Origin of the sequence: Caenimonas sp. SL110, from assembly GCF_001044395.1 — a bacterium.
In the GTDB taxonomy this organism is placed as follows: domain Bacteria; phylum Pseudomonadota; class Gammaproteobacteria; order Burkholderiales; family Burkholderiaceae_C; genus Ramlibacter.
In genome coordinates this window covers 60,148-79,606 of sequence record NZ_JANU01000031.1, presented here as the reverse complement: position 1 = coordinate 79,606, position 19,459 = coordinate 60,148, and the positions used below count along the sequence as shown (strand labels likewise).

At 62.9% G+C, this 19,459-nt stretch carries 18 protein-coding genes; 8 read left to right on the top strand and 10 right to left on the bottom strand.

Features of this window, described 5'->3' with window-relative positions; all coding sequences use genetic code 11:
* Positions 1-51: 51 nt before the first annotated feature.
* Positions 52-597 (top strand): peptide deformylase, encoded by a 546-nt coding sequence (gene def / locus AQ12_RS14815; RefSeq protein ID WP_048440889.1) that lies wholly within the window; start codon positions 52-54, stop codon positions 595-597.
* Positions 598-625: 28 nt separating this feature from the next.
* Here the strand turns inward: def and AQ12_RS14810 are convergent, their stop codons facing one another.
* Positions 626-1,018: a type II toxin-antitoxin system death-on-curing family toxin gene (locus AQ12_RS14810; RefSeq protein ID WP_048440708.1), complete on the bottom strand. Its 393-nt coding sequence runs from the start codon at positions 1,016-1,018 to the stop codon at positions 626-628.
* Positions 1,015-1,239: a transcriptional regulator gene (locus AQ12_RS14805; RefSeq protein WP_048440707.1), complete on the bottom strand. Its 225-nt coding sequence runs from the start codon at positions 1,237-1,239 to the stop codon at positions 1,015-1,017. Before AQ12_RS14805 ends, AQ12_RS14810 begins: the two co-directional genes overlap by 4 nt.
* 145 nt (positions 1,240-1,384) lie before the next feature.
* Between AQ12_RS14805 and AQ12_RS14800 the strand changes: the two genes are divergently transcribed.
* Complete coding sequence (locus AQ12_RS14800; protein ID WP_048440706.1) at positions 1,385-2,083, top strand: methyltransferase; 699 nt, start codon at positions 1,385-1,387, stop codon at positions 2,081-2,083.
* Here AQ12_RS14800 and AQ12_RS14795 read toward each other — a convergent pair.
* Complete coding sequence (locus AQ12_RS14795) at positions 2,080-4,674, bottom strand: [protein-PII] uridylyltransferase (RefSeq protein WP_048440705.1); 2,595 nt, start codon at positions 4,672-4,674, stop codon at positions 2,080-2,082. The two genes, AQ12_RS14800 and AQ12_RS14795, sit on opposite strands and share 4 nt — an antisense overlap.
* A gap of 19 nt (positions 4,675-4,693) precedes the next feature.
* On the bottom strand, positions 4,694-5,497 hold the full coding sequence (gene map / locus AQ12_RS14790) for a type I methionyl aminopeptidase (RefSeq protein WP_048440704.1): 804 nt from the start codon (positions 5,495-5,497) through the stop codon (positions 4,694-4,696).
* A 113-nt stretch (positions 5,498-5,610) separates the two neighbouring features.
* On the opposite strand from map, the gene purL reads away from it, so the two are divergent.
* Positions 5,611-9,783 carry a phosphoribosylformylglycinamidine synthase gene (gene purL / locus AQ12_RS14785; RefSeq protein ID WP_048440703.1) on the top strand — a complete coding sequence of 1,391 codons (4,173 nt, stop codon included), beginning with the start codon at positions 5,611-5,613 and terminating at the stop codon, positions 9,781-9,783.
* 20 nt (positions 9,784-9,803) lie between these two features.
* Here the strand turns inward: purL and AQ12_RS14780 are convergent, their stop codons facing one another.
* On the bottom strand, positions 9,804-10,544 hold the full coding sequence (locus AQ12_RS14780; protein ID WP_048440888.1) for an ABC transporter substrate-binding protein: 741 nt from the start codon (positions 10,542-10,544) through the stop codon (positions 9,804-9,806).
* Between the two features lie 408 nt (positions 10,545-10,952).
* On the opposite strand from AQ12_RS14780, the gene AQ12_RS14775 reads away from it, so the two are divergent.
* A complete protein-coding gene (locus tag AQ12_RS14775; protein WP_048440702.1) occupies positions 10,953-11,723 on the top strand; it encodes a DUF1624 domain-containing protein in 771 nt (256 codons plus the stop codon).
* Positions 11,724-11,786: 63 nt separating this feature from the next.
* Here AQ12_RS14775 and AQ12_RS14770 read toward each other — a convergent pair whose 3' ends face one another.
* From AQ12_RS14770 to msrB, 4 genes are read right to left on the bottom strand one after another with little or no spacing between them, the layout of a single operon-like run.
* Positions 11,787-12,566 carry a peptidylprolyl isomerase gene (locus AQ12_RS14770; RefSeq protein WP_048440701.1) on the bottom strand — a complete coding sequence of 260 codons (780 nt, stop codon included), beginning with the start codon at positions 12,564-12,566 and terminating at the stop codon, positions 11,787-11,789.
* A gap of 32 nt (positions 12,567-12,598) precedes the next feature.
* A complete protein-coding gene (locus tag AQ12_RS14765; protein WP_048440700.1) occupies positions 12,599-12,865 on the bottom strand; it encodes a BolA family transcriptional regulator in 267 nt (88 codons plus the stop codon).
* A 14-nt stretch (positions 12,866-12,879) separates the two neighbouring features.
* Positions 12,880-13,428 carry a septation protein A gene (locus AQ12_RS14760; RefSeq protein WP_048440699.1) on the bottom strand — a complete coding sequence of 183 codons (549 nt, stop codon included), beginning with the start codon at positions 13,426-13,428 and terminating at the stop codon, positions 12,880-12,882.
* Between the two features lie 6 nt (positions 13,429-13,434).
* Complete coding sequence (msrB, locus tag AQ12_RS14755) at positions 13,435-13,848, bottom strand: peptide-methionine (R)-S-oxide reductase MsrB (RefSeq protein WP_048440698.1); 414 nt, start codon at positions 13,846-13,848, stop codon at positions 13,435-13,437.
* Positions 13,849-14,052: 204 nt separating this feature from the next.
* Between msrB and AQ12_RS14750 the strand changes: the two genes are divergently transcribed.
* From AQ12_RS14750 to AQ12_RS14735, 4 genes are read left to right on the top strand one after another with little or no spacing between them, the layout of a single operon-like run.
* Positions 14,053-14,352, top strand: coding sequence for a hypothetical protein (locus tag AQ12_RS14750; RefSeq protein ID WP_152682818.1), 300 nt, complete (start codon positions 14,053-14,055; stop codon positions 14,350-14,352).
* Positions 14,283-14,699, top strand: coding sequence for an N-acetyltransferase (locus AQ12_RS14745; RefSeq protein ID WP_238587729.1), 417 nt, complete (start codon positions 14,283-14,285; stop codon positions 14,697-14,699). The genes AQ12_RS14750 and AQ12_RS14745 overlap by 70 nt, the downstream gene beginning before the upstream one ends.
* Positions 14,700-14,725: 26 nt before the next feature.
* Positions 14,726-17,212: a response regulator gene (locus AQ12_RS14740; RefSeq protein WP_161799034.1), complete on the top strand. Its 2,487-nt coding sequence runs from the start codon at positions 14,726-14,728 to the stop codon at positions 17,210-17,212.
* A gap of 13 nt (positions 17,213-17,225) precedes the next feature.
* The gene (locus tag AQ12_RS14735) at positions 17,226-18,446 is read left to right on the top strand and encodes a hybrid sensor histidine kinase/response regulator (RefSeq protein ID WP_082151612.1); all 1,221 of its coding nucleotides are present in this window, start codon (positions 17,226-17,228) and stop codon (positions 18,444-18,446) included.
* Here AQ12_RS14735 and AQ12_RS14730 read toward each other — a convergent pair.
* Positions 18,364-19,407, bottom strand: coding sequence for a fatty acid desaturase (locus AQ12_RS14730; protein WP_048440695.1), 1,044 nt, complete (start codon positions 19,405-19,407; stop codon positions 18,364-18,366). The two genes, AQ12_RS14735 and AQ12_RS14730, sit on opposite strands and share 83 nt — an antisense overlap.
* Positions 19,408-19,459 lie beyond the last annotated feature (52 nt).

The following is a 19,459-nucleotide window of genomic DNA, read 5'->3' as shown; positions in this document are numbered from 1 at the left end:
GAGTCTCGTTCATCGGGCAGCCGCAGCGTGGAAAGCGGCCACAATGGCGAAATGACAGTCCGTGAAATCCTGAAAATGGGCGATGCGCGCCTCTTGCGCGTCGCACCACCGGTGCCAGAAGGCGACTTCGACTCCGACGCCATTCACCTGCTCGTCTCGGACATGTTCGACACGATGCGCGCGGTCAATGGGGCCGGACTCGCAGCCCCGCAGATCGGTGTTGATCTGCAACTCGTGATCTTCGGCACCGATGCGCCCAATCCTCGCTACCCTGATGCGCCCCTCGTCCCGCGCACGGTGCTTCTCAATCCGGAGATCACGCCCATCGGAGATGCCGAAGAAGACGGCTGGGAGGGATGTCTCTCGGTGCCCGGTTTGCGAGGCGTGGTTCCGCGCTGGTCGAAGATTCGCTACACAGGCTTCGATCAGTACGGCGACCCGATTGACCGCACGGTGGATGGATTCCATGCACGCGTCGTGCAGCATGAGTGCGATCATCTGATTGGCAAGCTCTACCCGATGCGGGTGCGCGACTTCACGCAGTTTGGGTTTACTGAAGTGCTGTTTCCTGGGCTGGATGCGGGCGAAGACGACTAGCTTTCACGCGCCGAGGACCGCACCGTATTCAGGCGGCCAGGTCAACGAGATGCATGCGCAGCCAGGCGGCGAATTCCGGTTCCGTGATGTCCCCTGCGGAAACGGCCAGCATGGTGAGCGCAGCGTCCGCGTCCTGCGCTGTCAGCGAAAACCCATTGAGCTCAAGGAACAATTCGGCGGCCACGTAGCCGGTGCGCTTGTTTCCGTCGATGAATGCGTGGTTTCGCGATAGCCCGTATCCATAAGCGGCGGCCAGGTCGGCTGCATCAGGCTTACCGTAGGCCGCAAGGTTTTCAGGGCGCGTCAGTGCGGACAGAAACAGGTGGATGTCGCGCACGCCCGCCGCGCCGCCATGCTCAGCGAGCTGGGCACCATGGACGGCCAGGATGACTTCACGGTTCAGCCAGATCCATCGCCTCACTTGGCGAGTTCTCGCAAGACCGCGCGACGCCGTTTCATGATCTCGCGCGCCACAGTCATCTGCTGCTCGAATTCCGGGTTGTGTTTGGTGATCCGAAATCCGTCTGGTGTGTCCGTCAAGTACAGCTCGTCTCCTTTTGCCAGTTCCAGTTTGGCAAGCAAGTCCTTTGGAAACACGGCTCCGACCGAATTTCCTACCTGGGTCAACTTCAATGTGTACATGGTCTGCTCAATTTTGTAATTACAAGTGTAATACTATGATGAGCGCTGACCCGGATCAAGCGCCACAGGTACCGTACACTGGCTCCACAGGGTTCGCCGCAACCCTTCGTTCCCCCAGGCGTGATGCACGCAGGAAGTTACCTGCATGTCACCGCCTCCCATCCCCCCGCCTGCGATCCCGGTCGGCTACCTCGTCAAGCAACAAACCGTCAGCGGCGCTGGAGCCAATCTGCAAGTGCGTTCGCTGCTCGATCGCCAGCAGTACTACGACCCGCTGGGCGAAGCGGCGATGCAGGGAATCTCGGATGCGCAGTGGCCGCTTTTTGGCCTGATCTGGCCGACGGGCCGCGTGCTTTCGCTGGCGATGCAGACGTTTGAGCTTGACGGACGCCGCGTGCTCGAACTCGGCTGTGGGCTGGCGTTGGCCAGCTTGATCGTCCACAGAAGAGGCGGCAACATCACAGCCAGCGACTGCCATCCGCTCGCAGGCGAGTTCCTGATCGAGAACCTCAAGCTCAACGGCATGCTGCCCATGAAGTACGAGCTGGCGAACTGGGGCCGTGCCAATCCTGCCCTGGGTCTGTTCGACGTGATCATCGGCAGCGATGTCCTCTATGACCGCGATCAACCCGAGGTGCTGTCGCAGTTCATCGACCGGCACTCGGCTGCGACGGTCGAAGTGCTGATCGCAGACCCCGATCGCGGAAACCAGTCACCCTTCAGCCGCAAGATGGCAGTGCTGGGATATGCGCATTCGGAGCAGCGCGTGACTTCGCTCCCTGCAGACGGTGGTCCTTACAAGGGCCGCTTGCACAACTACCGGCGCACGTCCTTCGGCCTTTAGGCGTTGAGCGCTTCCAGCAGTTCCGTCTCGATCTGGATCTGCCGCTTGTTTTGCTGCAGCTCGGGACCATCGACCAGGAAGGTGTCTTCCACCCGTTCGCCCAGCGTCGATACCTTGGCCAGTTGCAGGTTGATGTTGTGCCGGGCCAGTACGCGCGCAACCGAGTAGAGCAGGCCGACGCGATCGCTCGCGGAAATCGAGAGCAGCCACTTTTGCGCCTTCTCGTCAGGCGCCAGATGCACGCGTGGCGTGATCGGAAAGCTGCGTACCCGGCGTGACACCCGGCCGCGGCTCGGCGCTGGCAAGGGGCCGGCTTTTTCTATCGTGTGCTGCAGGTCTGATTCGACCATCGACACCAGTTCGCGGTTGTGTTCGGGCAGCATGGAGCTCACGACCTGGAAGGTGTCGAGCGCGTAGCCGTTGTTGGTCGTGTGAACCTTGGCGTCAAGAATGCTGAAGCCCGCCTGGTCGAAGTACCCGCAAATACGTGCAAACAGGTCGCTCTGGTCCGGGGTGTAAACCAGGATCTGCAAGCCTTCACCCACCGGCGACAGGCGTGCGCGAACGATGACCTTCGACTGGCCGGCAAACCGCGCCAGGTGGCGCGTGTGCCAGACGATGTCTGACGCGTCGTGGCGCATGAAGTAGCCCACGTCCAGTGAGTCCCAGAGCTTCTTGTGGCCCTCGAACGGCAGCGCGTACAGCGCCAGCTGCACCAGCGATTCGCGCTTGCGTGATTCGATCTCGGCGTCGCGGTCGGGTGCGCGTCCGCCCAGCGTGCGCAGGGTGTAGCGGTAGAGGTCTTCGAGCAGCTTGCCCTTCCACGCGTTCCAGACCTTGGGGCTGGTGCCGCGGATGTCGGCCACCGTGAGCAGGTACAGCGCCGTGAGGTAGCGCTCATTGCCCACGCGTTTGGCGAATGCGGCGATGACGTCCGGGTTGCTCAAGTCTTCTTTCTGGGCGATGCGGCTCATGGTCAGGTGTTCGCGCACCAGAAATTCGATGAGCTTGCAGTCTTCGGCTGCGATGTCGTGTTGCTTGCAAAACTGGCGCACCTCGCGCGCGCCCAGCTCCGAGTGATCGCCACCGCGTCCCTTGGCAATGTCGTGAAAAAGAGCGGCGATATACAGGATGTACGGCTTGTCCCATCCGGCCGCGAGCTGCGAGCAGAACGTGTATTCGTGCGCGTGCTCGGGGATGAAGAAGCGCCGCACATTGCGCAGCACCATCAGGATGTGCTGGTCCACCGTGTACACATGGAACAGGTCGTGCTGCATCTGCCCGACGATGCGCCGGAACACCCACAGGTAGCGGCCCAGCACCGAGGTCTGGTTCATGAGCCGCATCGCATGCGTGATGCCGGTGGGCTCCATCAGCATCTTGCGAAAAGTCGCGTGGTTCACCGGGTCGCTGCGGAACTTGCCGTCCATGACCGTGCGTGCGTTGTAGAGCGCCCGCAAGGTGCGCGCCGACAGGCCCTTCACTCCGACCGTTGTCTGGTAGACGAGAAATGTCTCCAGGATGGCGTGCGGATTTTTCAGGTAGAGGTCGTCGCTCGCGACTTCGACCATGCCGGCCTTGTTCAGGAAACGTTCGTTGATTGGCTGCGGCGCGTGCGTGCTCGGGTTCAGGCGCTCTTCGATGTTGAGCAGCAGGATCTGGTTGAGCTGCGTGACCGCCTTGGCAGCCCAGTAGAACCGCTTCATCAGCGCCTCACTGGCACGAGCCGTGACTCGCCCGGTGTCCGGGTTGAATTTGGTGGTGTAGCCGAAGGACTCTGCTACGGCCGTCTGCAGGTCGAACACCAGCCGGTCTTCGCGTCGGTGCGCGATCAGGTGCAGGCGGGCGCGGATCAGGTTGAGAACCGCCTCGTTTCGCTTGATCTGGCGTGCCTCGAAGGGCGTGGCCAGTCCCTTGCGCGCCAGGTCGTCCCAGCTCTTGCCAAGGCCCGCAGCCCTGGCCACCCACAGGATCACCTGCAGGTCGCGCAGCCCGCCGGGCGACTCCTTGCAATTGGGCTCCAGCGAGTAGGGCGTGTTTTCGAACTTGGTGTGGCGCTGGCGCATCTCCAGCGTTTTTGCAACGAAGAAGGCCTTGGGGTCCAGCGCCTGCATGAACTGCTTCTGGAATGCCACGCAGAGTTTCTGGCTGCCGGTGATCAGGCGGTATTCCAGCAGCGAGGTCTGGACGGTGACATCGGACTTTGCCTGGGCGATGCATTCGGACAGGGTGCGAACGCTGGAGCCGATCTCAAGTCCCGTATCCCAGCAGTTGCCGATGAAGCCTTCGACCTTGCGCTTGAGTTCGGGGTCTTCTTCGACCGAGGTGCCGTCGGGCATCAGCAGCAGTACATCGACATCCGAATACGGAAAGAGCTCGCCGCGACCGAACCCGCCTACGCCCAGCAGCGAAAAGCTGTCGGGGAACTGCGCTGCATTCCAAAGCGCCGTGAGCGTCACATCGGCCTCATGCGCCAGCTTCTGGAGCAGCGACCGGATGCCGCGTGTGGAAGAGCCCAGCGACTGCAGGGATGTCAGCAGCCGGGTCTTGCGATCACGATAGTCGTCGCGAAGGGCCGCGAGATCATGCATTCAGGTCAGGCGCCGGGCATCACGCGTTGACAAAGGGCGGCGGGGGAGGGCTGCCGGCCGACAGCGTCATGACCTCGTAGCCCGTCTCGGTCACCAGCACCGTGTGCTCCCATTGGGCGGACAGCGAGTGGTCCTTGGTGACGATGGTCCAGCCGTCGCTGCCCAGTTCCTTCACTTCCTTGCGGCCCGCGTTGATCATGGGCTCGATGGTGAAGGTCATGCCGGGCTTGAGCTCTTCGAGCGTGCCGGGCTTGCCGTAATGCAGCACCTGCGGGTCTTCGTGGAATGTGCGGCCGATGCCGTGGCCGCAGAATTCGCGCACCACCGAAAAGCCATTGCTCTCGGCGAACTTCTGGATGGAAGCGCCGATGTCGCCCAGGTGCATGCCGGGCTTGACCTGCACGATGCCGTGCCACATGGCGTCATAGGTGAGCTGGCACAGGCGCTTGGCCGCGATGGAAACTTCACCGACCATGAACATGCGGCTGGTGTCGCCGAACCAGCCGTCCTTGATGACTGTGACGTCGACGTTCACGATGTCGCCCTTCTTGAGCGGCTTGTCGTTGGGGATGCCGTGGCAGACCACGTGGTTGACCGAAGTGCAAAGCGAAGCCGGGTAGGGCGGATAGCCTGACGGCTGGTAGCCCAGCGTCGCCGAGACGCTGCCCTGCTTTTTCATGCACTCGGCCGCCAGACGGTCGATCTCGCGGGTGGTGATTCCGGGTTTGATGTGGGGCGTGAGGTAGTCCAGCACTTCCGACGCGAGGCGTCCGGCGGTGCGCATGCCCTGGACGCCTTCTGCGTCCTTGTACGTGATACTCATGGCCGGGATTATCCCAGAGCGCGTGATCTCGCGCAGGTACAATTCGAGGGTTAACGCGCAGCCCCAGTCAGCGGCCCACGCGTGCCAAAATTCCCGACCCCACAGGCCCCACAGTGACCCTGCACATTACCGAGTTCGAGGGCGGCAATGCCCTCGGCGAATTTCGAGTCCAGCAACTTCTTCCACGCCTGCAGGCGGTCCATGACCGCATCGCAGGCATCAGCGCCCGGTTCGTGCACCTGGTCGCGACCGATCATCCCCTTTCCCCCGATGAAACCTCACGCCTGGCGGCATTGCTGACCTATGGCGATCCGGCGTCGCAAGGCGGCGATGGCGCGCTCATCGTGGTCACGCCGCGATTTGGCACGGTCTCGCCGTGGGCTTCCAAGGCCACCGATATCGCCCATAACTGCGGCATCGCGCTCAAGCGTATCGAGCGCATCACCGAGTTCCGGGTTCATGTCAAAGGCGGGATTTTCAGCAAGGGGTCTCTGGAGCCCACGCAGTTGCAAGCCGTCGCCGCGCTGCTGCACGACCGCATGACCGAAAGCGCCATGCTGGACCGCGCAACTGCGCACGCACTGTTCACCGAACTCGAAGCTGCGCCGCTGGAGCACGTCGACGTGCTGGGCGGCGGTCGCGCGGCGCTGGAGAAGGCCAACACGCAGTTCGGCCTGGCGCTGGCAGAAGACGAGATCGAATACCTGGTCGATGCCTTCACTGGCCTCGGGCGCAACCCGAGCGATGTCGAACTGATGATGTTTGCGCAGGCCAACAGCGAACACTGCCGCCACAAGATTTTCAACGCGCAGTTCACGATCGACGGTGTGCCTCAGGACAAGAGCATGTTCGGCATGATCCGCAACACGCACCAGCTCAATCCGCAGTACACGGTGGTCGCGTACTCCGACAACGCATCCATCATGGAAGGCTCGCAGGTCGAACGGTTCCTGCCCAGTGCGCAGGACAAGGCTCTGTATCAAAAGGGCGAGGCGCTTCATCACGTGCTGATGAAGGTCGAAACGCATAACCATCCCACGGCGATCTCGCCATTTCCCGGCGCATCGACTGGCGCGGGCGGCGAGATTCGCGACGAGGGCGCAACCGGTCGCGGCTCCAAGCCCAAGGCGGGCATGACGGGCTTCACGGTATCCAAACTGTGGGGCGGCTGGTCCGACGAAGTGGGTGGCAAGCCCGAGCACATCGCAAGTCCGTTGCAGATCATGACCGAGGGACCGCTGGGCGGCGCAGCGTTCAACAATGAATTCGGCAGGCCGAACCTGCTGGGGTATTTCCGCGAATATGAGCAGGAGGCCGGCGGCGTGATGCGCGGCTATCACAAGCCGATCATGATTGCGGGCGGCCTGGGCACCATCGAAGCCGGGCAGACGAAGAAGATCGAATTTCCCGCAGGCACCTTGCTGATCCAGCTGGGCGGTCCCGGCATGCGGATCGGCATGGGGGGTGGCGCTGCCAGCTCGATGGCGACCGGCGCGAACGCGGCGGAGCTTGATTTCGATTCGGTGCAGCGTGGCAATCCCGAGATCGAGCGTCGTGCGCAGGAAGTCATCAACCATTGCTGGGCCGAGGGCGCGGGCAATCCGATTCTGGCGATCCACGATGTGGGCGCGGGCGGCTTGTCCAACGCGTTTCCCGAGTTGAGCAACGATGCGGGGCGAGGTGCCCGGTTTGACTTGCGCAGTGTTCCGCTGGAAGAGTCGGGTCTTGCGCCGAAAGAGATCTGGTGCAACGAAAGCCAGGAGCGATACGTGATGGCGATCGCGCCGGAGTCGCTCGCGCAGTTCAAGGCATTTTGCGAGCGGGAGCGGTGTCCGTTTGCGGTGGTAGGGGTTGCAACGCAGGAGCGCCATCTGGTGGTTGGCGATGTGGATTTGGCCCTCACCCCAGCCCTCTCCCGCAAGCGGGAGAGGGAGTCGGAGAGCGAGTCCGCGTTCAGGCACGGAGGGTCCGAATCCACTTCTCCCTCTCCCCTCGGGGGAGAGGGTCGGGGTGAGGGCCGGCCACCCGTCGACATGCCGATGAACGTGCTGCTGGGCAAACCCCCGCGCATGCACCGCGATGTGCAGTCCGTCCAACGCGATTTCAAGCCGCTCGACCTGACCGGCATCAAGCTGCAGGACGCGGCGATCCAGGTGCTGAGCCACCCCACGGTGGCCTCCAAGCGCTTCCTCATCACCATCGGCGACCGCACAGTGGGCGGCCTGTCGCATCGCGACCAGATGGTGGGCCCGTGGCAGGTGCCGGTGGCCGATTGCGCAGTCACGCTGGCCGATTACAAGGGCTTTGCAGGCGAGGCGATGAGCATGGGCGAACGCACGCCCATCGCCGCAATTGATGCGCCGGCATCGGGCCGCATGGCCGTGGCTGAAGCCATTACCAATCTGCTCGCGGCACCGATTGATTTGTCTCGTGTCAAGCTCTCTGCCAACTGGATGGCCGCTTGCGGCGAGCCGGGTGAAGACGCCGCGCTCTACGAGACCGTGCGGACGGTGGGCATGGAACTGTGTCCGGCCCTGGGAATCTCTATTCCCGTCGGCAAGGACAGCCTGTCGATGCGTACCCAGTGGTCGCATGGCGATGACAAAAAGAAGGTGACATCACCCGTCAGCCTGATCGTTTCTGCCTTTGCAACGCTGGCCGATGTCCGCGGCACGCTCACGCCGCAACTCAACGCGACGCAAGAGACGACGCTGGTCCTGGTCGACCTGGGCAAGGGCCGCAATCGAATGGGCGGCAGCATCCTGTCGCAGGTCGTGGGGCAGGTAGGCAATGAAGTGCCGGACCTCGACGCGGCCAAAGACCTCGCCGATCTCGTGCATGCAGTCAACGAATTGCGCGCGCAGGGGCGCATCCTGGCGTACCACGATCGCAGTGACGGCGGCCTCTTTGCGGCGGCATGCGAGATGGCTTTTGCGGGCCATGTGGGCGTGGCGCTGAACGTGGACATGCTGATCACCGAAGGCGATGGCATCAGTGACAGCCGCGCCGATTTCGGCGACGCCAAGAACTGGGCCTCGCAGGTGGGGCCGCGCCGTGACGAGTTGACGCTCAAGGCGCTGTTCAACGAAGAGCTTGGCGTTGTGCTGCAAGTGCCGACCGAAGGGCGCAATGAGGTCATGCAGGTCTTGCGCTCGCACGGCCTCGCAAAGCACAGCCACTTCGTGGGCACGACCCGTCCGGCGTCGTCGAAGATCGACAACGGCAAGGGCGAAGTCCAGGTGTGGCGCGACACCAAGGTGGTGTTCTCGGCGAAGCTGGCCGACCTGCACCAGGTGTGGGACAGCGTGAGCTGGAAGATCTGCCAGCAGCGGGACAACCCGGTGGGGGCGGATCTGGAACATGCGGCGACGGGGGATCAGGCGGATCCGGGGCTGCACGTGCGGCTGCCCCTCACCCCAACCCTCTCCCCAGAGGGGCGAGGGAGCCATGCAGACTCTCTCCCTCTCCCGCGCGCGGGAGAGGGCAGGGGTGAGGGGGTTTCCTCACCAGCCATCCTCGCCACCCGTCCCCGCATCGCCATCCTGCGCGAACAAGGCGTGAATTCGCACGTCGAGATGGCCTATACCTTCACCGAAGCAGGCTTCGACGCCTACGACGTGCACATGACCGACCTGCAATCAGGCCGTGCCCGGCTCGAAGACTTCAAGGGCTTCGTCGCCTGCGGCGGATTCAGCTACGGCGATACGCTGGGTGCGGGCATCGGTTGGGCTCGCAGCGTGATGTTCAACCCCAGGCTGGCCGATCAGTTCAAGGCATTCTTCGACCGCCAAGACACTTTCGCCCTGGGCGTTTGCAATGGCTGCCAGATGCTGGCGGAACTCGCGGACATCATTCCCGGTGCGCAGGCCTGGCCGCGATTCACCACCAATCGCAGCGAACGCTATGAGGCGCGCCTGTCGCAAGTCGAAGTGCTGGAGTCGCCCAGCCTGTTCTTTGCAGGACTCGCGGGCTTGCGCGCGCCGATCGCCGTCGCGCACGGCGAGGGCTATGCCAACTTCGCGTATCGCGGAGACCAGTCAAAGGTGATTGCTGCCATGCGATTCACCGACAACCACGGCGCGCCGACCGAGACCTATCCGTTCAACCCGAACGGCAGCCCCGGCGGGCTCACCTCAGTGACCACGGCAGACGGCCGCTTCACCGCGCTCATGCCGCACCCGGAGCGGGTGTTCCGCAATATCCAGATGAGCTGGACCGACGGTGACAAGAACGCGTTCAGTCCGTGGATGGAGATCTGGCGTAACGCGCGTCGCTGGGTGGGTTAGGGCAGAGCAGAGCCCGTGGATCAGGGCGCGACCAGCGCGCCTTCGATCCGGTGCCGGGCCAGCGCAGCGGCAACGAAACCAGACGCCTTCATCTCTTGCACGAACCGGCTGACGTATGCAACGCCCGCATCACGGCCTTTCGGCAAGCCCATCGCCTGCTGGATCACCATGAAGCGGCCGTCGAGCAGGCGCAGCCCCGCGAGGCGCTTCGCATCGGCCTGGAGCTGCTGCTTGACGCCGGCTGCAACTTCCAGGTTCTGGGCAAGAAAGTAGTCCACGACGGTCGGCGAGGTTTGCGCCTTCGCAAGCTTCGCGTTCTTCAACTCGCGCGTGAGATACAGGTCGTAGGCGCTGCCATTGCCCACTGCAATGCGGATGCCCGGACGGTCCACTTCTTCATTGCGCCGGATCGGCGAGTTGTCTCGCACGAGATACGCGCCTTCGATGATCACGTAGGCCGGCGTCTGCAGGATGTCCGCGCCGCGCACCGGATCGATGGCGACAAACCCGATATCGACTTGCGCGTTCTTCACTGCATCGACCACGCGACCTGCTGCTTCAAACGTCACCAGCTCGACGGGCACACCAAGCCGCTTGCCGAGTTCGCGCGAAAGATCAACCGAGACGCCGCGGGGCTCACCGGTCACCGGGTCCCTGGTAGCCAGGATCGGGTTGCCGAAGTTGATCGCAGCGCGCAGCTTTCCGCTCGGGGCGATCTGGGCCACGGTTGTTGCCGGCACGCCTTGAGACGCAGGCGCCATTGCGCAGCCGGTGAGCAAGAGCGAAACCAGCACCCCGATGACGATCGCAATCAACAGCCAGGTGCTTTCGCCCATGCTGCGAACCTGGCCGGGCGACAGTTCCGAGACGATCTTCGTCGCATCCACTGGCCGGGGCGCATCGAATCGCTGCTTCATGTCCGTCGCGCCGGGTCGTGTGGCGCGCACGTGTGCATCGAGCGCGTCTTTTGCTTCCTTTAGGCCGAAGCCGCTGGCGCGAAGCAGCCTGATGGCGCCCATCAGGTCTCCGCGCTCTAGCGCCTGCGTGACCTGCGGTGGGAAGACGGTTTGTTTGACAACTTGTTCTTGCATGGTTTGCATTGGAGCCCGGGGGCGCACATGCGTCAACCGGGAGAGTGCGAGCGACCGAAAGCTCTAGACTTGCAGCCCATGCCCGCCGCACTCCAACGCCCAGCCCAGGACCACCGGCAACGATACGACCGGATCGATGCGCTGCGCGGCGTGGCGATTGCCTGGATGACAGTCTTTCATTTCTGCTTCGACCTGAATCACTTCGGCTGGCTGCACCAGAACTTCTATGCCGATCCTTTGTGGACCTGGCAGCGCACGTTCATCGTCAGCCTGTTTCTCTTTTGCGCAGGATGCGGGCAGGCGATCGCGGTCGAACAGGGGCAGGGCTGGTCGAGGTTCTGGAAACGATGGGCTCAGGTGGCAGCCTGTGCGTTGCTTGTCACGGCGGGATCGCTGTGGATGTACCCGAAGAGCTTTATCTACTTCGGCGTGTTGCACGCGATTGCGGTGATGTTGATCGTGGTGCGCCTGTCAGCCGGTTGGGGCCGCTGGCTCTGGATCGCGGGCGCGGTCTGCCTGGCACTGAAGCCCGCCGCCGGGTTCGCGCACCAGGTGTGGCCTGCGCTCGACTTCCTCAATGACAGGGCCTTCAACTGGCTGGGCCTGGTGAGCCGCAAGCCGATCACCGAAGACTATGTGCCTGTCATCCCGTGGATAGGCGTGATCTGGTGGGGGATGGCCACGGGGCAATGGCTGTTGCGCCATCGCAGGCAGTGGGTGACCGGCGCCATTGCGCGCGGCGCATCGCCACTAGCGTGGCTGGGCCGCTGGAGCCTGAGCTGGTACATGCTGCACCAGCCCGTGCTGATCGGGGTCCTGATGCTTGTCGGGCGACCGGCGGGCCCATAAAAAAGCGGCCCGCAGGCCGCTTTGCTCAGGTCACCGCACAAATGCGGGAGCCAGACGCTGGAATCACTCCACCCGGGCTTTGCCGCGCAGGTCTTCCTGGAACTTGCTGAGCTTTTGCTGCTGCAACTGCTGGGCGATCTGTGGCTTGACTTCATCGAACTTGGGCAGCTGCGCATCGCGCGTGTCGTCCAGGCGAATGACGTGATAGCCGAACTGGCTCTTGACCGGCTCTTGCGTCAGCTGGCCCTTGTTCAGCTTGACCAGCGCGGCCGAGAACTCGGGGACGTAGCTGCCGGCATTGGCCCAGTCGAGGTCGCCGCCGTTGGCGCCTGATCCAGGGTCCTTGGACTGCTTCTTGGCGATGTCGTCAAACTTGCCGCCGCGCTTGAGCGAAGCAATGATGGCCTTGGCTTCTTCTTCCTTCTCGACCAGGATGTGGCGAGCGCGATATTCCTTGCCGCCGTTCGCTGCTGCGAACTTGTCGTACTCGGCCTTGATTTCAGCTTCGGTGACGGGGTTCGCCTTTGCATACTCCATGAACAGCTCGCGGATCATGAGGTTCTGGCGAGCCAGCTCGAGCTGCGCCTTGAAGTCTTCGCTGCCGTCAAGGCCACGGCGCTGGGCTTCCTGCATGAAGATTTCGCGGGTAATGACGGCTTCGCGCATCTGGCCCTGCATTTCGGGGCCGACCGGCCGGCCCGTCCGGGTGATCTCAGCGGCGAGCTGGTCCATTCGCGCCTTGGGGATGGCCTTGCCATTGACGATGGCGATGTTTTGCGCGAACGCCGGCACGGCGACGCTGAGAACGGCCGCTGCAACTGCGGACAGGATGACTTGCTTCATTGGGAATGCCCTGTGGGGATGGGTAAAACGGATCAGAGAATTTCGATCGCGAGCGCGTGCAGGCCCTGGTCGGTGAATTGGCGCAGCGAATCATACACAAGGCGATGACGCGCGACGCGCGAGATGCCGGCGAACTGGGGGGAGGCTATACGCACCCTGAAGTGGGTGCCGGATCCGCTCTCGTCGGCCCCGGCGTGGCCCGCGTGAGCGGCACTTTCATCCACCACTTCGAGCGAAGTCGGGGCCAGGAGTTCCGCAAGGCGGGCCTCGATGGCCTGCGCAGTGATTCCGGTGGGCATGTCTGGGCCTGACTTCAGGGCTGCTTGGGCGATTCGTCAGACTTCATGTAGCGACCGAGGTACAGCGCCTGGCCCACCACGAATACCGCCATGAGCCCGAGCCCGCCAAACAGCTTGAAGTTGACCCACGTGTCGGTGTCGAAGTTGTACGCCACCCAGAGGTTGATGATCCCCATCAGCGTGAAGAAGCCGATCCAGCTCCAGTTCATGACCCGCCATGCGTTGTCCGGGAGTTCAAGCTGCGCACCCATCAACGACTTGAGCAGGTTCTTGCGAAAGAAAAGCTGTCCCGAGGCGAGCGTAGCGGCCATCAGCCAGTAGAGCACGGTCGGCTTCCACTTGATGAAGGTCTCGTTCTGCGAAATGATGGTCGCTCCGCCAAACAGCACGATGATCCCCAGGCTGATCCACTGCATGGGTTCGACCTTGCCGCGGCTGTACCGCAGCCATGCGATCTGCGCGATCGTGGCGACAATGGCCACGGCTGTAGCGACGTAGATACCCGCAAACTTGAACGCAATGAAAAAAAGGATGATCGGGAAGAAATCGAGCAGAAGTTTCATGGGTTCTTACCGGTCCTGGCCTTTGAAATCGAGAGACGCGGAGTTCATGCAATAGCGCAGGCCCGTGTCGGTGGGACCGTCCGGGAACACATGGCCCAGATGCGCACCGCATTGGGCGCACACCGTTTCAACGCGAACCATGCCGTGGCTGGTGTCGCGGATTTCCTTGATCGAGCCGGGGACGGCCTGCGAAAAGCTCGGCCAGCCACAACCCGCATCGAACTTGGTGGTGGAGTCGAACAGCTTGGAGCCGCAGCAAACGCAGTGGTAGCTGCCATCAGCCCAGACCGCCTCGTACTTGCCTGTGAACGGCCGCTCGGTCGCTGCGTGGCGGGTCACTTCGAATGCGCCGCGCTCGGCATTCTTTTCGGCAAGCAGTGCTTTCCACTCGGCGTCGGTTTTCTCGATGGTGTAACTCATGGGTGCGCCACAAAATGATTAGTGTTAGTGCTAAAGTTCCGACACGTGAAGTTGTGTCGTGCTGGTGAGGAATCGGGAGATGCCTCGCAGGACCGCTTTATAGGGAAATGCCGTATATGACCCCCTGTCAGAACTAACAGGGGTGGCGCTACGCCGGTATGGCGATTATGTGACGATTGATTCAAACCTGTGGAGTACGCAGCCATGCAATTACAAATCACCTCATCCGGGCCGATGGCATTCGCCGGCGGCGCACTGCCTTTCGGGTCCCAGTCTTTTCTGGATGCCGTTCAACTGGTTCGCGTTCCTCCTGATGAGGTTGCTTCGGTCATGCATTTGCGCGACGAGATCGACCTTTCCGTGCACAAGAGCGCAGGAGCGGCCGCAGGGCCGCTGTTCGAGTGTCTCGAAAAAAAAGAGACGAGTGCGGAATCGTGGTCGCATTCGACCTTCATGGTGAGCGGCTCGGCACGATTCGGATCGTGCCACTGGGCTACGGTTTGACCTTGACGGAGCAGCTGCTGCCGCAGGCCGGTGGCAGTGCTCCGTCGATCCAGAAAGGTGAATGGGAAGTAGGCCGGCTGGTTCTTGCGCCTGAATACCGCAGTGATGTGAACGCGCTTCGTCACTGCATGAATCTGGCCCTCGAATACGCCTGCACCCAGGCTCGTGTTGATGGGCTCTGGGCCACGTGCACGCATTCGCTCAGTCGTCTTTATCGCCGGTTCGGTTTCAGCGTACTGGCTCGCGATGTACCACTGCCAGGTACCGCAAAGGTCTATACGCTGATTCGCGGTGGCGCCCGCGACATGGCGATTGCGCTCGGCGTCGCAGGGATGGCAACGCAATGAAGAACACCACTGTCACAAAGTCCACCATGACTCATTGGTTCAGCCGGATCTTTTCCTATTACAGGGCCTACCACCAGCCAAGTCCGCTGTTGCTGCGCTACATGATCGTCTTTGGCATCGTGGGGTTGCCCGCGATGTACATGCTGCGGTTCCTGCGCAGTCCATCCACCTACGACGACATCCTGCTGCGGCTGTTCGATGTCGCCATCCTTGCCGTGCTGGCGCTGCGCGCCTACTGGCCTGACAGGGCCAAGCCGTATTACCTCCATTTTTCGTACTTCGTCATGACGGTATCGCTGCCGATGACCTTTGTCTTCAGCTCGCTGATGAACGGCGGCGGACCGGGTGCCGTGGGCAACACGTTCATGGCCGTCTTCATGCTTCTCTTGCTCACCGACTGGCGCAACCTCATCGTCATGCTGCTGGCAGGTTTCGGGGCGGCGGCGGGGCTCTACGTCATGGTGAGCCCGGAGCCTCGCGTGCCCATGGATTACGTGATGCGCCTGCCACTGCTGCTCATCAGCATCATCGGTGGCAGCGTCTTCAAGTTCGCGCTGGAGCAGGGCGCCGCCGAGAGGGTTCGGCAGGCCTACGCGTCTCTGGCCGGATCCATCGCACACGAAATGCGCAACCCGCTCGCTCAGGTCCGCCACAGCCTGGAGCAGATACGCCAATCGCTTCCGTTGCCCAGCGCCCGGGCGCAAGAGCAGGTCATCGATGCGCACAGCGTCGAGCAGCTCTATCGCCATGTCTCGCAGGGCGAGACCGCCGTGCGCCGCGGCCTGCAGGTCATCACGATGACACTGGACGAAGTCAACGCCAAGGCGCTGAACACCGAACGGCTGAGCTATGCATCGGCCGAAGAACTGTGCAGGAAGGCCGTCGCCGAATTCGGCTATGAAGACGAAGTGCAGCGCTCCAGCGTCAGCGTCGTGGTCAAGCGCGACTTTGTCTTTCGCGCCGACGAGACTGCATTCCTGTTCGTGCTCTTCAACCTGCTCAAGAATGCTCTGCACTATCTGCCGGCTTATCCGGGTATGCACGTCAGGCTCGAAGTCGATGAGGGACGCATTTGCGTGACCGACACGGGTCCGGGCATTCCCGCAGAAGCGCTTGCCGAACTTTTCCAGCCGTTCAACACCAGCGGCAAGTCCAGCGGGACGGGGCTGGGCCTGGCGTACTGCCGTCGCGCCGTGGAAGCCATCGGCGGAAAGATCAGCTGCAATTGCGCCCCGGGCACCACTTCCTTTGTGATGGAGATGCCGCCGGTCAGCCGCGAGGAAATCGAAACCGGGCGCGAGCGTGTGTTTGCGCAGGCACGGCGGGAGTTCGCCAACAAGCTGGTTCTGGTGGTGGATGACGACGCCGGCATTCGCGCCTCTACCCGCCAGCTGCTGCTGTCGCTGATGTGCTCGGTGCGGGAAGCCGCCGATGGAATCGAGGCGCTGCAGGCGCTGCGCGAAACAAAGTTCGACATGGTCGTGCTGGATCTCAACATGCCGCGCATGGACGGGTACGAAATTGCCGAATCGGTGCGTGGCCAGCTCGCTCCTCTGAACCGCGACACCTGCCTGCTCGCCCACACGGCAGAACCAGAGCACGTGGCGCGGGTCAAGACGGCCAAGGCGGGTTTCGACGGTTTTGTGGCCAAGCCGGCCGACCCGGTGGCGTTCATAGAGGCCTTGCAGCTGGCGGTGACCCAGCGCGCATCCGCTCCCGAGCGCATGGCTGGTTCCCTGCACGACCGCACCATCCTGGTGGCGGACGACAACGCCTACAACCGCATGAGCGTGGCGGGAACGCTCAGACACCTGGGAGCGACGGTAATTGAAGCCAGCGACGGCGAAGCAGTGCTCGCGCTCCTGTCGCAAGGCGGCACGGTCGATGCGGTCTTGCTGGACCTGCAGATGCCGCGCATGGGCGGCATGGAAACCGCCCGTGCGATCCGGTCCGGCGCTGCGGGCGAAAGGCGCATTCCCATCATTGCCATCACCGGCTATGCCGGACCGCAGGTCATTGCCGAGGGCAGCGCAGCTGGCATATCCGACTTCATCACCAAGCCCGTCGATCAGGCAGCCTTGCAGTCGAAGCTGGCGCAGCTACTCGGATTGCGGACGGCTTCGGCGGCACCGGTCGTCCATGCCCAGGCGCAGGAGCCTGTGCTGCTGGACGAGGGCCGTCTTGCGAACTACCTCCGGCTGGGCATGCTGGCCGAACTCGTCGATGACTTCGTGCCGCGAAGCATGGCTCTCGTGGGCCAGGTGCGCCGCGCCAGCGACGCGCGCGACATGCAGGCTGCGCTCGATGCCATGCATTCACTGGTCGGCATGAGCGGCGAGGGCGGAGCCAAGTCGCTTCACCGCTACGCACGCGAACTGTACGTGGCGCTTCGCGAGACCGGCCAGTGGCCGGCGGAAGACCTGTGGGTCACGCATCTGGGAGAACTCACCGAAACCAGCAACACGGCACTGCGTGAGTGGCTGCGAGCTCAGGGAGCCGCAGCCATCGGGTAGAGTCCAGCAGCCCATGCCAGTAGCCGCCGACAAATCACTTTCCGTTCTCTTCGTTGACGATGAGGAATTCACCCGCAAGATTTTCGCGCGGGTGTTCGCAGACGAATTTGACGTCGTGACGGCCTCGGGGGTTACCGAGGCGCTCGAGATCCTTGCTGCGGGCGAACGCGAGTTTGCAGTGCTGGTCACTGACTTTCGCATGCCCGAGCGCGACGGCATGAAGCTATTGCGTGTGGTGCAGCGCGAGCACCGCCACATCATCCGCTTGCTCGCAACTGCCTACGCCGAACGCGATGTTGCCATCGCCGCCATCAACCAGGGCAGGGTGATGCGAATCCTGGAAAAACCGCTGACCGACGACGTGACCCGGGAAGCCGTGCTCGAAGCGATGGACCTGTACCGCACGCAAAAAACGGAGCGCTCCACCAACGAGCGCCGCGCGGCTGCGCTTCGCGAGACCCTGGGCTTTCTCGCGCACGAGCTCAATACACCGCTTGCAACCGTCAGGGGCAGCGTGGCCAGTGTGGCGGCGCGCTACCTGCCGCCGGAAGATGGCGACAAGGCCGGCGTCGCGCGTTTCACCGAGGACGAACCGGGGCAGTTGATGGCCGCCCTGGAGCGCGCCGAACGACGCGCGCTCTATTGCCAGTCACTGGTTTCAACCTTCGTGCAGTCCGCAAGGGATGCCTACCCCGGAGCCGTCCCCCAGACAGTGAGTGCGCGTGGCCTGGTTGAAGCGCTACTCGATGAGTTTCCGTTTGAGGACGACGAGCGCAGCTGGGTCACCAGCGAAATCGTCGGCGACTTTGTGCTGGACGGCCGTCGCGATCTCTTGTACCTGGTGCTGTGCACGCTCGCCAAGAATGCCTTGATCGCCCTGCGGGGCCAGCATGGAAGCTCGCACAGGCTCAAGATCATCGTCGGCACGGGCAACGATGTGGCACGGCCCAGGTGGATCCGCTTCCAGGACAACGGCCCCGGGATTCCGCCCGAAATCCTCAGCCGGCTGCTGCGTGAACCGGTCACTTCACGCGCCAGCTCGGGTGGCAACGGCATGGGTCTCATGTTTTGCCGCCGGGTGATGGAGTCGATCAACGGAAGCGTCGAAGTGTCGTCTGACCTCGGCAGCGGAACAGTGGTCTCGCTGTACTTCAGGGCGCCGCCGTCTGCGCCCGACGATTCGCCTGTTCCTGCGCGTGTGCTGGCAAGGACCAGTGTCCCCGGGACGCCTTGAACCAGTCGGCGAGCAGCGGCGCGAGTGACCGGTGCTCGTACACGCCTTCGCGTTGCAGGATGGGCCGGAACAGGCGCAGCGCCGCCGGCATCCGGTAGAAGGGAATATTGGCGTAGAAGTGGTGGACCATGTGGCAATCGCCCGCACCCCACCAGAACATCGGACGCGTGATGAAGCCGGTGCGATAGAACGTCCCGACCCAAAAAGGGTTGCGCGCATCCAGGTCGAAGTGTTCGAGCACGATGCGAAGTGTGTTGATCATGGGTGACACCACCAGCAAGGGCAGCAGGTAACCCAGCACCAGCAAGCGCCAGTCAAACGCAAGCGTCAACAGCGACAGACCGATGAGCACGAATCGCGTGTTCCTTTCAATACGCACGCGTTGGTCGCCGCCGTGGACTGCCCTGGCTGGCGGTTTGGCGTAAACCCCCCGGTAGAACAGCGCCCGAAAAACGAGCAGTGCCGGTGTGGCGTAGAACACGCGCCGCATGGCCGAATCGAGCCCATGCTTGTGCATCTCGGTGTCGTTGTCAGTGCCCAGGCCCCTGTGATGCGCCATGTGCTGGCTTTCGTACACCGACGCGCGCAACTGGGCAGGCCAGGCCAGCATCGAAGACACGATCCAGCGCCATGGCGTGGGCAGCCGCTTGCGGTGCACGAACACGTCATGGTTGATGATGCCCATCACCACGATCAGGTTGCCCTGCAGCGCCAGGCACAGCCACCAGAGCACGGAACTGGCAGAACCCGTTGCGAGCTGCCAAGCCAGAAGCAGGAAGAGGGCGATCGAGCCGAAGATCGCGGCGAGGTCCAGTGCCAGGTTCTCTACATGCAGCTTCGCGAGCTGGTCGGCGCCCAGGGTCTTCGCAATTGCGGCGCGTGCTGTGCGAAGCTGGAGTTCACGCGGTTGCGAATCCGCAGTGGGGGCGTGGAGGGAGGGGGATTTTGCAGACTCTGTCATGGGCTCTTCAAGAATATCCCAGAGTCAGGCAAATCCGATCAGCCAATTTCGT